The organism is Spirosoma migulaei, from assembly GCF_054776855.1.
Window position 1 is genome coordinate 766952 of the sequence record NZ_BAAHBG010000027.1, and the last position, 15243, is coordinate 782194.

Sequence of the window (15243 nt, forward strand, 5' to 3'; positions counted from 1 at the left end):
GGTTATTTCGCGGCATCTATGCGAATTCTAAATATTTGTGCATACACCTGGCAAGCCGGTGGTCCACCCAAAATTATTTTTGACCATACGCAGGTTGTTCTTCGCTATGGGCATCAGGTAGATATCCTAAGTCCTTACTCTCCCGGCGAAAAGCCCTATCCTGTTCCTGAGGGTGCCCGGCTTATTCTGTGCAAGCGTACCCCGCCAGTCAGCCGTTTTTTTCGGGAGTTTTCGATCGAACTGTACCAGTATCTCAAGAAACACGTTCACGCATACGATGTCATTCACTGCCACGGTTTGTGGCATTTCGGAACCCTGGCTCCGTTTATGCTCGACCGTACCGTGGCGAAAGTCATTACCATACATGGGGTATTAGACCGTTGGGTATATGCTCATCACAACTGGAAAAAGGAGTTGATGAATACGCTGGCCCAAAAAGCGTATTTACGACGAGCCGATTTAGTTCAGATTAACAATGCCGACGAGCAGGAAGATATATTGCGTTACCTGGGTCAACCACATCCCAATGTGGTTATTATTCCAAATGGTGTAAAGACGAGTGATTTCGCCGTACTACCGCCCAAAGGCACATTCCGACATAAATTCAACCTACCTACAGATAAGAAATTAGTCCTGTTTATGAGTCGGTTGAACACCAAAAAAGGCCTGGATTTACTCCTGCCCGGTTTTCGGGATTATGTGCTGCAACACCCTGATACCGTATTGGCTTTAGCAGGCTCCGATGATGGCTACGAAGCCACAACCCGGCAGTTTATTAGCCAATATAAGCTTGACAATTCAATTCGGCTAGTTGGTATGCTTACTGGCGACGATAAGAAAGCAGCCCTCGCTGACGCCGACTTATTCACGCTCCCCTCCTATTCTGAAGGATTTTCGATGGCTGTTCTTGAAGCAATGGCCGCCGGAACGCCCACGTTGGTTTCGGACCGGGTTGGTTTTAGCGATGCCATTCGGCAACACGAAGCGGCTGGTATCTTGTCCAGCTTAACCCCTGAAGCCGTTACAGCTGGTTTGGAAACGTTGCTGAGTAACGACACACTCCGTACTCAGATTGCCAATAATGCCACAAAGATGGTAAAAGAGAAGTATGATATTGACGTGGTGGCAAAGCAACTTTTAGATGAGTACACAAAAATTAGCCGGAAGAAATAAGCCTCTACAGTGGGCAATTTAGAGAACTATAATCTGACAACGTTTACGGAATCACTCCCAGTTTCTATTTTAGATTTTGTAGGGTAGAGATTTTTCTTATCCCCATCAATCTCTAAAACAAATATCTGATACGTCTGATTAGGCAGCAAGTATTTACTGGAAAGTATCCCCGAAAACCCAGTTGCATAATAGTTTCTTCCGAACGAAAGCAGAAAAGGTTTCAACGAAAATCTATTCTGCTGGGTTGGGATAATTTGCTGCTGGGCGTCACTTTTAAGAATAATAAACGCTCCATTTTGTTTTCCAAATTTCCGGGAAAATGTATTATTTGTAAAGGATAACGTATGTCCACCTACATGCTCAACGGACAAATTAATCAGCTCCTTTTTATTCTGATAAGGTCCATTAAAAAAGTAATTCTTCGGTAATTCATACACACCAGATCGAATAGCCTGAATTGTCATTGTATCTACCGATGGCCTGACGCTTATATAAATCGGGGAGCTGGGTATGGCTCGATTGTATTCCCATCCGTATATATCCGTGTATCGCTCTTTATAATAATAATCGAGGGGTACTAAATAATAAAAATAGCTAAATAGAAAAATGCCGATACTGGCTACAATCCATGCTTTACTGAATAAAACCTGATTTCTGGTTTTCAATTGACTGGCGACCAAAAGAATGATAAGAATTAACCAGATGAACCCTATGTGTTTGTAACGGCTAATTAATAATGGATCAATACCTTCAATGGCTCTTCCTACTGCCAGCGCAAGCAGGGTTATACCGAAATGAAGTAATCCCCCCCACAATGTACTCTCCCAACGGGCAAATAGAATGCCTGACCGATTGAAGGCAGCTTTGATAAGACCAAATCCAAAATAGATCACAATACCCCATAAAACAGCACCAGCCGCCATAATAAACCCGATACGGACCTTAGAGGGGAGTAGGGTATTAGCATCGAATGCAACCCCACTTGCAACCAAAATTCGACCAATGATCAGATCCGGGCGTTGGAGATTATCGGAGAGCTTGGGGCGAAATGACGGTACTTCAAAATTTTGGTAATACAGAAACACCATTCCCCCGATTACGAGAGCCCAGATAATACTGTGTTTCCAGCGATGTTGCACCAACAATAGAAATAAGCCAACGGGTAAAACAAACGTTCCGCTTACATCACTTAAAATGGCAAAGATTGCCATGATTAACGCACCAATAAGGTTGGTGGGCTTAGTTGAATATAAATAGTAAGATGATAGTAAAACAAAGAAATAAACAATGACATGCTGCAATGGGATCATTGCCCAGAATATTGTCTCATAGTACTGAATATGAAATAACAATAACGCACAGATAAGTACTAAACTAACTGGTAGTTTTCCATCTCTGATAATGGTATAAATCAGGTAAAATATACCAAGCAATGATAGCAATCCTAAAAATGCCTGAAGCCGTAAATCTAGTTTACTTGTTATCAGATAGGTAGTGATCGCAACAAGTCGATCGACCACAATTCGTCGTTCATCATCCTGCGTCCAAACAATATTCACAAACTCAGACCAGGAAAAATGAGTTAGTTGCTTGAACTTTGTTACAGGTTCTAATAAAGCATCATAATCATCCTGGAATGGAATATTACTGATGAATTGAAAAAAGGTATAGAAAAAAATCAGTATAGGAATGGCGCTGAGTAAACTAAACCATGTAGCCGTCTGTCTATTCTTCGCGTAATCAGCAACCATTTTTTTAACGTAGTGAAGTTTTTACCGTAGTTGGTAGTTGAATTAATCCTCTTTAAATACTCTCTACACCGATCGCTGCACTACGTTAGTCCAATCCACCTGCCGGTCGGCTTCAGCCAGATCTACAAATGGGAATTCGAGTAGTAAGTTCTTTAACTTAGGCCAGCAGTTTTGGAGACCATAGTAGGACTTAAACTGGCGTGTCCGGCTCAGTCCCGGAATCATCGGTTGCTTTGCGTCGAAATCGCGCGGGTGAAAATAGGTCATCACATAAGGAGAGCGACGCATGAATCCCTTGATCACTCTATAGGGAAACAATCGAAAGTATCCCCCGCCCGAGAAAATCAGGTCCTGCCCTAATACGGCAGCCGTATTGATCGGAAATTCTTTCAGAAGTGTTCCTCCAACGTTTAGATAACCTGGCTCAAACATCGCCAGCGACGCATCGCCCCCGTGGGCACGTCGAGCCGAAAATACAGAGCAGTCGATTTCAATACCCTGCTCAACCAGAATCGGGAATACCCACCGATTATATTCTTTAATAGAAAAACCCGGTGCCCGATAGGACCGCACTTTTTTGCCCGTAATATCCTGCAAATGCTTAATCGAGCGTACTAGGTCGTCCTGAAACTGGGCTGGTGTCTGCTCATACGCTAACTGATGCGCATACGAATGCGTCGCTATTTCATAACCGGCCGCATCAATGCGTCGAATTACATCGGGGTGTTTATCAGCAACCCAACCCAGACAGAAAAACGTAGCCCGGCTATTGGTTTCGTCTAAAAGCTGGAAAATAAGATCCATATTCTGGTGAATACGACTCTCGTAGCGACCCCATTCCGATTCGGTTCGGGTTGAGGCATTATCCAGAATATGGAACCACTCTTCAATATCAAACGTCAGGATATTCATAAAAAAGGGAGCAAAGGAAGGAAAGGGAGCAAAGGAAAAGGGAAGTGATTAATCCTTCGTCCCTTCCTCCTGTCTCCCTTTCCTTCCTTTTTTAGTAAAACCGTTTCCCGGCATCGCGGAAGGCCTTTACGTCTTCTTTGGTGGGAAAGGTGAAATAGGTCATTTGCGAGGCATCATTCTCAATGAGTTTGTACGTACCTGAATGAATTTTATCGATGGATTTCAAGATGGCATCCATTCCCATTTTCTTGGTTACGTCGATCAACTCAGCCTGGCTCATAGTACCAATAGCGAGCTTATCCTGAACCAGAATCGGGCCGCTATCAATGCCTTCGTCCACAAAAAATACAGACACCCCAGTATGCGTTTCTCCGTTTTTCAATACCCAGAAAGAAGGCATCAGGCCACGATACTTCGGCAGTAAAGCGGTATGGAGATTGATACAACCATAGGTTGCAACATCCAGTAACTTTTGTTTAAATATCTGATTACCAGCAATAGATACCAGTAAGTCTGGCTTGTATTCCCGTAATTTTTCTAAGTTTTCGTCTTTATTGATATTGCCTTCAATATGAATCAGCGGGATGTTTCGGTCAGCCAGCGTTTTTCGAACGTTATTCCGGCTGTCTAACTTCGACATGACATATTTGAATCCGTAGCGTACAAAAAAAGGCAGGCCGAAGATATCGTAGGTTTTCTTCATCTTCTCGCTGAAACTTTCGCGCTTACCAAATGGCGACACATCGAACACCACCGTTGCTACAACTTCGGCGTAAGGTGGCAGTTTTTTCAGCAGGTAATCAATATTGCGGGCGAGATAAAATGGATCATCCTGCGTAAGAATCACAAGGCGCATAAACAATTGGCTAATGGTAATGCCACAAAACTACGGAATCCAGCGGAAAGGAAGTGCCCGTTCCTTAACGGATCACGATTTTCCGATTTAGCGTTTGCCCATCGGCGGTTTGGAGATTGGCGATATACAATCCGGCTTCTACATCATTTAACCCAACCGACAGCGTGTTTTTAGCCGTACCATGCCAGCTTTTCACAACCCGCCCCAGCATGTCGCGCAGTAGGAATTCGGTAAAGGTAACCTGGCTGGCTTCCACATGCAGTAAACGATCGGCACTCAACGGATTCGGGTACAATTGTACCATTGGTTCAGTTGGTTCCAGTCCCAATATAAGCGGTCGGGCAACAACAACATTACTATAAATTGACTCCGATGTACTACTAAAAGCCCGCAATCGGTAATAGTAGGTTCCATAGGGATCGGGCAAGTTCGTATCTGTATAGGTGGCAGCAGTACCAGCAATGGACGCAATTTGTTTATAGGTAGCGGCATTACCGTCTGATCGCTCCAGAAGTTGCGTCTGGGAAGATGCCGAAGCCGTCCAGTTCAACTGAATCTGTTTTTCTGATAGCGGTTTAGCCGCCAGGGTCGTTACTGTTGCAATTGCATCGGCAATCGAAACCCCATCGAATGAAAAAGCCCGCATGTTGCGCGTGTTTTTCAGGACAGGTCCATCATAGTAGTTAGAGAAATTATCGGAGAAAAAAGCGGGCAGATACCGTATGGTTTTGGCTGTAGAAGGTTGTTTTAAGGCCAGCGTTACCCGATTTCCTGTTGCTGAGCCGCCTGCCAGCAAACCTGTCTGGCGATCTAAGTAGAAAAAATCCTTTAGCTCACGACCATAGTTTTTTACCCCTGTAGCAAAACTGTAAAACGAGCTATCGCTCTTCCAGACCATCTGCATCTGTTCATTGAAAACCAGAGTAATGGAATCTTTCCGAACATTGTAGAACACCTTTTTCACATCCGGCGAATTGATCTGAAGCGTATCGGTCGACCCATAAATATCACGGGCAATCTGTCTGAATTGTTCAAAGGCAAGCTGCTGATAGGCTAATGGGTCATAGTGAACGCCATCATAACCCTGCGTTCCAACGGTCGCGATTGTTTCTACTTTTTTGAACAGGTACTTTGTTCGTCGCTGAAAATCCCGCAGAGCAGCTGCACTGTCCGTTCTATTGGCCAGAATATTAATCTGACCAACATAAAGACGAGGAGCATCGCCATAATCTTCGCGAAACTGATTGTAGAGCGTCGTAAATTTCTCTACGTATCCAGGAATTCCCGTTCCGGCATCTTCTTCGCCCTGCCGCCAGATAATAGCCTTAGCCTGCTTTGCCACTCCGGCCCATTGTGCCCGATATAACAGATTTCCATAGAATGTATTTGTATCAGCGTGATTAGCCGGATTACGAGCTAAAAGGAGTGAAATAGCTGTTCCACCCTGAGCCCCATTTAATACACAGGTTGGAATACCATAGGTTTGCAGAATCAGACGTTGAATTGTTAGGCCTAATCCACCCACACTGGCATAGGGTAACTTGGCAGGATACCATGCCATATTGGAGGCTGGCCCTCCGTATGCGGAAGACGCATTTCGAAGGTATTTATCGTCGAAATTAACGGAGTAATAGGTGTCCAGACCAGCCAGTGCCAGGGCATTCGATTGACCATGAAAGATGTACACATCACCACAAACTACTCGTTTCCGTTCCACAATGAGTAGTGAATCAACTCCTTTATAAACAAATACCCGGAACGCATATTCTGCCGGCTCAGCTTTTATAATTGATGAAAAGGTAAAAGCCGTATTACCTACCGATGGAGCAAGTGTTTGACTGGCTGCTTTAGTAAGGACACCCTCACGCAGTACCTGCATTCCGATTTTAGTATAGCCCGCCGTGTTCATTCTGCCACTCACAACCACAACCGCCTGATTGTTCCCATCGCGGGGATACAGTTGTAAGTCACGGGGCAATTGATCAAATACTACCTGTCCAAAAGAAGAAAAATATGACAAAAACAATATTAAGGCTACGAAAAGTCTCTTCATCGGCTTTGTCCGGTCTAAAAAAAGTTATAATATTGCATGATTTATAAAGCTCAAAACGGGCGGATAAAATTACAGCCTTTTTCATACAAAAGAATTAAAAAGGCTATTTATCATGCCTAAAGCGACAAAAAGTATGGCCGACGTATCTGTCATCATCCTGACATACAACGAGGAAAAACACATTACTCGGTGTTTACAGAGCTTGTTTTCTTTTACCGATAAAATATTTATTGTCGATTCATTTTCCACCGATCGAACGGTTGAAATAGCTCGGTCAATGGGTGCCGTTGTGGTACAAAACGCCTGGGTCAACTACGCCACGCAGTTTAATTTCGGCATTGAACATACGCCCTTTAAAACCACCTGGTTGATGCGTATGGATGCCGATGAATACGTAATGCCCGAGTTAGGGGACGAAATTAATCGGCGCCTGTCTGATTTGCCTGCTGAAGTGGGTGGCATCCATGTAAAACGCCGGGTATTTTTTCTGAATCGGTGGATGCGTCACGGAAGCTTTTACCCAATTTGGCTTATGCGTATCTGGCGACGGGGCGATGGCTTTTGTGAACAGGTCTGGCACGATGAGCATATCAAATTAACCAAAGGAAATCCTTTTCATTTCGAGCACGACATTGTTGATCACAATCTGAACAACCTAACCTGGTGGACGCAGAAACATAATCATTATACCATTCTGGAAATGATTAACCTGTTGAACTATCGCCATCATTTCGATCAGGCAGAGACTGTAGAAGCCCGATTTTTCGGAACCCAGGATCAGCGCATGCGATTTTTAAAAGAGAAATATGCATCGCTACCTTTTTTCACCCGGCCGATCCTCTATTTCATTTACAGATACTTTATTCGTTTAGGCTTTCTGGATGGTCGGGCGGGACTTGCCTGGTGTTTTCTGCAAGGCCTGTGGTATCGCTTTCTGGTCGATGCCAAACTGATGGAAGTACACCTGCGGGTTGGCGATGATAAAGAAGCGCTGATTGACTACTTCCGAACGGAATATGGTAAAGATCTCCGCCCAAGCCGCCCGGAGCAGGTTAGTCAGTCCTAAACTCGTCAACCTATGGAATCTTACCAGAAAAAAAGCGATCCAATCACTGATAGCCCCATTGGAAAAACTGACCTATCCCGTTTCGACAACAGTTGGTACGATCATGGTCCACGCTGGCGGGTTATTTTATGGTTTTTGGTAAATGCGTGGTTTTTAAATACTTATCTCCCCATTCCCGCTAGCCTTAAAGTAGCCGTTTTACGGCTTTTTGGGGCTAAAATCGGCCATAACGTTATGATTAAACCAGCGGTAAATATTAAATACCCCTGGTTACTTCAATTAGGCAATTACGTCTGGATTGGAGAGCAGGTTTGGATCGATAATTTAAGTGAAGTTGTTATCGGAGACAATGCCTGCCTATCTCAGGGGTCCATGTTGCTAACCGGTAACCACAATTATCGTATGTCCACATTTGACCTAACCACCCGCCCTATTACACTGGAGGATGGTGTCTGGATCGGGGCTAGGGCCGTCGTATGTGCTGGTGTCCGTTGTGGATCTCATGCAGTACTTTCGGTCAATTCAGTAGCCACGCATTCATTAGATGCATATGGTGTTTATCAGGGTATTCCGGCCGTTTTTGTCCGGAAACGAACTATTACAGCGTGAAAGTCTCAATAATAACGGTTGTTTATAATGGCGCAGAGTTTATTCGGGACTGCATCGAATCGATTCTGAATCAGACGTATTCTGATATTGAGTACATTATTGTCGACGGAAAATCGACGGATGGCACTGTAGAATTAGTACAGTCCTACGGCACGAAAATTGCCCGCTTTATATCAGAACCCGATAAAGGGTTATATGATGCTATGAACAAAGGCATCAAATTAGCTACCGGTGACGTAATCGGGCTGTTAAATGCTGACGACTTCTACCGCCATACTCGTGTCATCGAAAACATGGTTGCCACCTTTGAGCGAACCGGCAGTGACGCTGTTTATGGTGATATGCTGTACGTAGAGCGTACAAATCCAGCAAAGCTTAAACGCTACTGGCGCTCGGGCTGGTATAGCGAGAATGCGTTTTTATGGGGTTGGATGCCAGGCCACTTATCGTTCTTTGCGAAAAGATGGCTGTATGAGCAATATGGTACGTTTCGGCTGGATATGAAGAGTGCAGCCGACTATGAGTTGCTGTTACGCTTCATTCACAAAAACAAGGCCAAACTTGCGTATATGGATGAAGTAACTATTGTGATGCGAGCTGGAGGAATCAGTAACAGTAGTTTGCAAAATCGACTACGGGCAAATCGGGAAGATAAACTAGCCTGGCAACTTAACGGTCTAACTCCCTATTTTTTTACGTTCTGGCTGAAACCTTTACGCAAAGTTAAACAGTACATTACCAAGCCCCCCGAAGCGCTTGATAAATAACAAGTCAAACCGTTAAATCAAATTTTACCCCAGCGATTAGCTAAACCCAAAAATTTTACGCTCCTTTCCTAGCCGAAATTCATGACCACTACGGCCCAGGTAGCGTTACTCGACGAGTTGTTTATGAAAACCCCTGAAAGGGAAACAATATCTAAACGTCCTGCCTTATGAATATTGATTTATTTATTGCCTATCTACAACATAAATTCAGTGACGACCTGTTTACGCTCGGGCTCTATCAGTGTATCCTTGCGTTTCTGGTTGCCTGCTTTGTTTCTGTGATAGCTATTCCAGTTATCATTAAGATTTCCGAACTAAAATCGCTTATGGAGAAGCCCGGCGAACGTCGGTCTCACTCTACCCCTACTCCAACCTTTGGTGGTATTGCCATTTTTGCTGCTATCCTGATTGCCTATTTCTTATGGCCTAGTATTGATCAGACCGAAATCTACCGGACGAATCTGTCTATTGTCGGTATGACAATTTTGTTTTTTATCGGCATCAAAGACGATTTAGTTGGCATTGACCCCGCCAAAAAGTTACTATTTCAAGTGCTGGCCGCCATGATCCTGATTCTCTTTGGCGACTTGCGCGTGGATTATTTATACGGAATTATGGGGTTTCATCACATTGATATAGTAGTTGGTATTTTGTTGACGTGCTTTATTTTTATCACGCTTACAAATGCAATTAACTTGATTGATGGAATCGATGGGTTGGCGGGTGGTATTGCAACCATTGCCAGTGGTACATTTGGTGGCTGGTTTTTATTAACAAATCATTTTACAATGGCTTGTTTAGCCTTCACGCTAACGGGCGCTCTGCTGGGTTTTCTACGATTTAATTTCTCGAAAACCAGTAAAATTTTCATGGGCAATACTGGCTCACTCATTATTGGTTTTATGCTGGCTTTCTTTGCGGTACGGTTCGTTAGTCTAAACGCTTCGTATCGTTATGAACCAACTGCCTTTTTCAATGCCCCCATAATTGCCATCGTAATCCTGATCGTCCCAATTTTCGATACGTTACGGGTTTTTCTGGTTAGGATACTGGCAGGTCGGTCACCTTTCTCAGCTGACAGGAATCACATGCACCATATTCTGTTGGATAATGGGCTCTCTCATATAGGCGCAACCGCTGTACTCTGCGGGGCATCCTTATTCAATACAATTACGTTCCTGTTATTACACCGTAATATTTCCAATACGCTGTCCATCGTGATTTTGGGTTGCTTGTTCGGTGTTTACATGCTGGTAAGTTTTACCCTCAAAATGCGTGTAAAGTACGTATCAACCCACCCACGTCGTCGACGGGCGGTTATACGCCGGGAATTACAAAATGGTATCACTGGAAAACGAATTGTAGACTACTTATAAGCACTACAACACAAAAAAAGCCCTTCGGACTTTCCGAAGGGCTTTTTTTGTGTTGTGTGATCACGATTGTAAGAAAGAACAACTTCCGATTAGTTCATTTTCTACTGGGCTTCACGCTTACTCAGGAGGTGTCACATAGCCTTCTACCAATGCCATACCGTACGCTCAGTTAATCCTTCTTTTTCTGCCACAGTTGTTTACTACATTATCTGATGAACAGAAAATATAAATCAACAGGACATATGAAAAAGAGCCTATTACTAGGAGCCTTGTTATTCACGATAGCTAGCTTTAACGCCAAAGGCCAGGCAACTAATTCCACGAGCGGGATTCGCAATGGCACAATACCCTCAACCTCGCAAAATGGTTTATCAGGTGCCAGTGGTAAAAATAGTTCAGGAACCACTGGGAGTAGTGCGGCTATTCGTAGTAAGCCAGGTAATCCCTCGACAAGCAGTTCAACAGTCGACGGTTCTACAAATGGTAGTGCAACCAACGACGGAGCCAGCGGTCAGAGCGGCAGTCCAATTGCTAATCAGTCAGCGGCTATTAATCAAAATTCATCCCAACAAAAAACCAATGCTAGCCGTAGCCAAAAGAGCAGCAAAAGAAAGATGAGCAATGGCCACTCCACGAAAACGAACAAGAATTAGTTATTCTTTCTAGTTGCAAAACAAACAGATTAAACGACTCGTAAAGCCGCATGGTATGTGGTACATACTTTGGTAGGTTTCTACAGCCGTTATCTTCTTAGATAGCGGCTGTTTTCAAAATTGGCAAGGTTTTGGTAATTGGTTTCGTATTATCTACATAACGATTATGATCTGCCAACACAATCCATCAGACTTACTAAAGGAATACATCAATTCCCGTTTTACCGCAAAGCCTGTATTTCCCACTGTACAGGCCCGACAGTGGGAAACACCGTTCAGCAATGCCGAGCTATACGAGATTTATACTGCTCTGTCGCTCATTATTAAACAAGTCGATCCTTACTCGCGTGAGAGTATGATTAGGGAGTTTGAAATGGTTGATTACATGCCCCAACAAATTCAGGGGTTTACCAGCAGGTTCTGGCGAGAAATTGTTGATCTAATGACGATAGAAGATGCCAATTTTGTAAATCATCATCAAGTAATACTCTACTGAAATTACGACTGGTAAACGACCAACCTTTCCCAAATTCACTACAAGCTTAACCTAAATTGGGTTCGACAATCCATAGCAACTTGGCTGATAACCGCCTTAAAATACCATCAAGAAACGTTCGTAAGAGCCGTATATCGTCTGTACATTTCCAAGATTAGTACTTTTTCAAAAAACGCGCAATCATTCAATGGCTTCTTCCTTTTTAGCACCAGCTACTATTGTTGGAAACCAATAGTAACTCATTCCTAGACAACATACGATTTCCGGGATTTGTCAACGACGCAACTGTTCAGCTTGTTGGGCTTCAATCTTAAGTCGGTTAACTTCCTGCTCCAGACTAGTTGATTTGAAATAAAAATAAAGGCCAAGTATCAAAAATAGCTTGGACAGGATAAAGATGGCAATGAAGGCCGTTTTCCAGTGTTTATGAACCCGGATATGTGTATTATCAACGTCAACATGTACGTAATGGGGTTCATTTGAACGAGGTTCTGATGTTGGTGGGGCAAAATCGGTAGAGGCCGGCTCCACCCATTTTTTGATCTCTGTTTCGCTAATAAGCAATTCAATTTTTTCCCGAATACCTGGTGGTGGTGGAACGGCGTTTTGCAAAAAATAGGCTTCCATTTCTCTTTCCAGTTCCTTTAACTGAGACAAAACGTCTTCATCCGTAGCCAGTATACGCTCTAGCTCCTCCTTTTCCTGTCCAGTAACCAACCCTAACAGATACCCCTCCAGAACACCGCTTGTTAAATATTGATAGTTCTTCAAAGTCAAGTCAGTTAAGACGAACGTTGCTGCTTAAAATAATCATGAATCAAAGTCAATACATTCGTTTGAGTGAGCTGCAATTGAGTTGCGATTTCCCCGATTGAGTACCCTCTATAGAACGACAAATCAAAAACGAGTTTCCCTATACTATCGTTCGTTATAGAGTCCTGAATAGCCACAGACTTTGTTAACCTTTCAGGTCTTGATTCGAGTGCTTTTGCTCTGGCCAAACGAATAATATCACGGCTTCCCAAGAGAGCCTCTTCTGCGTAAGGCCTTAGCTGTGATGATGTAAACAAATCAATTAATACCGTTTGAGCTAACTCAGGTTCCGGAATAATCTGCAAAATTATTCCATACGCTAAAGCACTATACCGATCATATAAGGAAAGGCAGTCTTTACCACGAGTAACTTCCTGAGCAGCCAGTGAGCTATCTGATTGTTCCAATGCACCCATTCCATGTAGTTCGTTAAAAAACAATGTCGGTTAATGACCAATGTCTTTTCGTACAAACCAGCTACCTAAGAAGAAGGAGGCAGTTGATGGTCGTATACGAAAAACGGCAGGTATACCCGTTTAGTTAATTAACCATTTTGGTGCAAGTTATTCAAATATGTGAATTTTGTACTACACTTATGAAAATTGTAAACTTACAATAAATTAGCAGCATTATTCAATCAAGATAAAGAACCCGTTCGTCGAGGGTTGGGCAGTTGGTCAAACGAGTCAACAAAAAGCTCGTTGTTCGTAACTACTGCGGACAATTTGTTGGGACTGAATTTAAATCATGCCAGGAGCCGGGCCACTCAAAACATGTATCCGGATAGGGTCCGACTTGAGTGGTAACGTCAATACTGGAATAGATGTGTGGTTTGCTACATCTTCCGCTATACTTCCTGAAAACAGATGACGAAGCCCACCTCGACCATGCGTACCGAGTACAATAAGATCCGCCTGTTTCTCCGTGGCGAAACTGAGCAAACCTGTTTCAATTTCAAAGTCATCCTGTAGATTAAACGTACATCCATCCAACTTATGCTCTTTGGCAAAAGTGTCCATACGCGCTTTCACTTCAGAAGTCTGTTCAAAACGGCTGAGGGTATTTACAAACAATAGATGGATAACTGCATTGTCAAACTTGCTGAGCAAGGTTTGCAGAAAATCAACTGAATCCCCATAATCATCGGTAAAGTCAGATGCAAATACAACCGTTTTAAAGCCAATGGAGGCTGGTGCTTTTTTCAGTACCAGCACGGGCATGCTGGCCGACCGTATCAAGTGTTCAGCATGGGAGCCAAGCAACGTTTCCTTTAAGCCGGTAGCTCCTCGCGAAGACATTACTATCAAGTCAGCTTTTGCAAACCGATTATCGTTCAGCAAATCGGCGGGCGAGGTGCCCGTAATAACATGTGCATGCACCTGTATCCCGCTTAGATAAGGTTGCAACTGAAGTTCATCGAAGGAATGTTCAAGGCGGCTTAGCGTTGCCCCATATTGTGCATTGGTAGTTTGGAATCGGGGCGAGAGTACGTGCACCAGATGCAGTTCCAAGCTAAGTGTTCTGGCTATTTGTGCAGCTACTGGTAAGGCAAGAACAGAGGCTTCTGAAAAGTCGGTTGGAAATACAAGTTTTTTCATGGCATTAGTGGCTTTCTTCGAAATGTAGTTATCAAAACTACCTCAGTAATGGAGCCACTAATCTAATGACGGTCAGACTGTAGAATGATTATTATCACTACCAATCAGCCTTCTTCCGTAGCTGACAATGTCATCGCATTCAGATTTTTCACGGCAGTGAAATAGCTGTACACATTTCTCACCAGCATATCGTCTGGCGAGCGATTCAGTCTAACTACATGGGTGTACAAAAACGGTGAATTTCCGGAAGTCAACAGGTTCCTGACGTGTTACTTTTTATCAATATGGCACGGTTTTACTTTTCGTTGCCAATAGGCGTGCTGGCGGCTATAGCTCGGCGAATGGCTTCCTCCCGGCTTATCCCCTGCTCAACATACATCTTTGCTATGTCTATCACATCCTGAATAGTAGGTCTAGTCCTGTTGTTCATTGGTCGAAAATGGCTTAGTAAAAAGGAGTTTTAATATGTTACCATATTAGACGTTCTCATAGAATTTTTGTCACCCTATTAACATTATACCCTATGATAAATTTACTAAAAGGCGCATAAACTTGAGTTTACCGCCTTTTAGTCCACTATACTCTCCTCAACAAAAACAAAAAGTCACATTAATTAGTACGGCTAGCCTTTTCAAGTAGTTATGCAATCTGATCAGAATCCCGCTATACCGAGAAAGGAATGCGTTGCTGATTATAGAATCAGCATCCTGGAATGGTCAAAGCTATAGGCTTGGGCATTATATTTGCCAGAAACCTCATTATTTCATGAAAAGCTACTTTTATACTCTGGTATTCTTTTCACTTGCTAGTGCGGGCTATTCACAAAAAGCAAGCATTCCTAAACGAGCCCATCGGATTGAAGTAGCTGCCACCTTGTCTGATTCAGCTTTGCTGGATATCATTTCCTTTCGACTTGAAACGGCAGGTTTTTTTATTGACCAATTTGATAAGAATAAAGGGTATTTGATCACGGAGTACAAAAAGATGAGTGACGCTGCCGACGCCATCTCGCTCAAAGTGATTGTTCAGGTCAAAGACAATATTGCTGTTTTTAGTGGGCAGGGGGATGCTGAGATCCTGAGTTATAAGTATACCAATGTGCCTTTGAGCTATAAAGGAT

16 protein-coding genes are annotated in these 15243 nt (G+C 43.4%); 8 read left to right on the forward strand and 8 right to left on the reverse strand.

Features of this window, described 5'->3' with window-relative positions:
- Positions 1 to 18 precede the first annotated feature (18 nt).
- A complete protein-coding gene (locus ACYVGO_RS28025) occupies positions 19 to 1173 on the forward strand; it encodes a glycosyltransferase (RefSeq protein ID WP_460972088.1) in 1155 nt (384 codons plus the stop codon).
- A 26-nt stretch (positions 1174 to 1199) separates the two neighbouring features.
- Here the strand turns inward: ACYVGO_RS28025 and ACYVGO_RS28030 are convergent, their stop codons facing one another.
- The 4 genes from ACYVGO_RS28030 to ACYVGO_RS28045 all read right to left on the reverse strand — a co-directional run bounded on the left by ACYVGO_RS28030 (position 1200) and on the right by ACYVGO_RS28045 (position 6745).
- The gene (locus ACYVGO_RS28030) at positions 1200 to 2693 is read right to left on the reverse strand and encodes a hypothetical protein (protein WP_460972089.1); all 1494 of its coding nucleotides are present in this window, start codon (positions 2691 to 2693) and stop codon (positions 1200 to 1202) included.
- A 294-nt stretch (positions 2694 to 2987) separates the two neighbouring features.
- Complete coding sequence (locus ACYVGO_RS28035; protein WP_142772624.1) at positions 2988 to 3836, reverse strand: polysaccharide deacetylase family protein; 849 nt, start codon at positions 3834 to 3836, stop codon at positions 2988 to 2990.
- A gap of 91 nt (positions 3837 to 3927) precedes the next feature.
- Positions 3928 to 4692 (reverse strand): methionyl-tRNA formyltransferase, encoded by a 765-nt coding sequence (locus tag ACYVGO_RS28040; RefSeq protein WP_460972090.1) that lies wholly within the window; start codon positions 4690 to 4692, stop codon positions 3928 to 3930.
- Between the two features lie 64 nt (positions 4693 to 4756).
- A complete protein-coding gene (locus tag ACYVGO_RS28045; RefSeq protein WP_460972091.1) occupies positions 4757 to 6745 on the reverse strand; it encodes a sialate O-acetylesterase in 1989 nt (662 codons plus the stop codon).
- A gap of 133 nt (positions 6746 to 6878) precedes the next feature.
- Between ACYVGO_RS28045 and ACYVGO_RS28050 the strand changes: the two genes are divergently transcribed.
- The 6 genes from ACYVGO_RS28050 to ACYVGO_RS28075 all read left to right on the forward strand — a co-directional run bounded on the left by ACYVGO_RS28050 (position 6879) and on the right by ACYVGO_RS28075 (position 11712).
- Positions 6879 to 7811 (forward strand): glycosyltransferase family 2 protein, encoded by a 933-nt coding sequence (locus tag ACYVGO_RS28050; protein ID WP_460972122.1) that lies wholly within the window; start codon positions 6879 to 6881, stop codon positions 7809 to 7811.
- 12 nt (positions 7812 to 7823) lie between these two features.
- Positions 7824 to 8420, forward strand: a complete 597-nt coding sequence (locus ACYVGO_RS28055; RefSeq protein ID WP_142772621.1) for a WcaF family extracellular polysaccharide biosynthesis acetyltransferase — start codon at positions 7824 to 7826, stop codon at positions 8418 to 8420.
- Positions 8417 to 9187, forward strand: coding sequence for a glycosyltransferase family 2 protein (locus tag ACYVGO_RS28060; RefSeq protein WP_460972092.1), 771 nt, complete (start codon positions 8417 to 8419; stop codon positions 9185 to 9187). The genes ACYVGO_RS28055 and ACYVGO_RS28060 overlap by 4 nt, the downstream gene beginning before the upstream one ends.
- Before the next feature lie 167 nt (positions 9188 to 9354).
- A complete protein-coding gene (locus tag ACYVGO_RS28065) occupies positions 9355 to 10563 on the forward strand; it encodes a glycosyltransferase family 4 protein (RefSeq protein ID WP_142772619.1) in 1209 nt (402 codons plus the stop codon).
- A gap of 242 nt (positions 10564 to 10805) precedes the next feature.
- Positions 10806 to 11216: a hypothetical protein gene (locus tag ACYVGO_RS28070; protein WP_460972093.1), complete on the forward strand. Its 411-nt coding sequence runs from the start codon at positions 10806 to 10808 to the stop codon at positions 11214 to 11216.
- 166 nt (positions 11217 to 11382) lie between these two features.
- On the forward strand, positions 11383 to 11712 hold the full coding sequence (locus tag ACYVGO_RS28075; protein ID WP_460972094.1) for a hypothetical protein: 330 nt from the start codon (positions 11383 to 11385) through the stop codon (positions 11710 to 11712).
- A gap of 273 nt (positions 11713 to 11985) precedes the next feature.
- Here the strand turns inward: ACYVGO_RS28075 and ACYVGO_RS28080 are convergent, their stop codons facing one another.
- The 4 genes from ACYVGO_RS28080 to ACYVGO_RS28095 all read right to left on the reverse strand — a co-directional run bounded on the left by ACYVGO_RS28080 (position 11986) and on the right by ACYVGO_RS28095 (position 14553).
- Complete coding sequence (locus tag ACYVGO_RS28080) at positions 11986 to 12483, reverse strand: hypothetical protein (RefSeq protein ID WP_460972095.1); 498 nt, start codon at positions 12481 to 12483, stop codon at positions 11986 to 11988.
- 11 nt (positions 12484 to 12494) lie between these two features.
- Positions 12495 to 12941: a hypothetical protein gene (locus ACYVGO_RS28085; RefSeq protein WP_460972096.1), complete on the reverse strand. Its 447-nt coding sequence runs from the start codon at positions 12939 to 12941 to the stop codon at positions 12495 to 12497.
- 324 nt (positions 12942 to 13265) lie between these two features.
- Entirely contained in the window at positions 13266 to 14123 is an 858-nt protein-coding gene (locus ACYVGO_RS28090) for a universal stress protein (RefSeq protein ID WP_460972097.1), read from the reverse strand.
- Positions 14124 to 14418: 295 nt separating this feature from the next.
- Positions 14419 to 14553, reverse strand: a complete 135-nt coding sequence (locus ACYVGO_RS28095) for a hypothetical protein (RefSeq protein ID WP_256366041.1) — start codon at positions 14551 to 14553, stop codon at positions 14419 to 14421.
- Between the two features lie 335 nt (positions 14554 to 14888).
- On the opposite strand from ACYVGO_RS28095, the gene ACYVGO_RS28100 reads away from it, so the two are divergent.
- The coding region (locus ACYVGO_RS28100; protein ID WP_460972098.1) for a hypothetical protein at positions 14889 to 15243 on the forward strand (355 nt) is incomplete at its 3' end.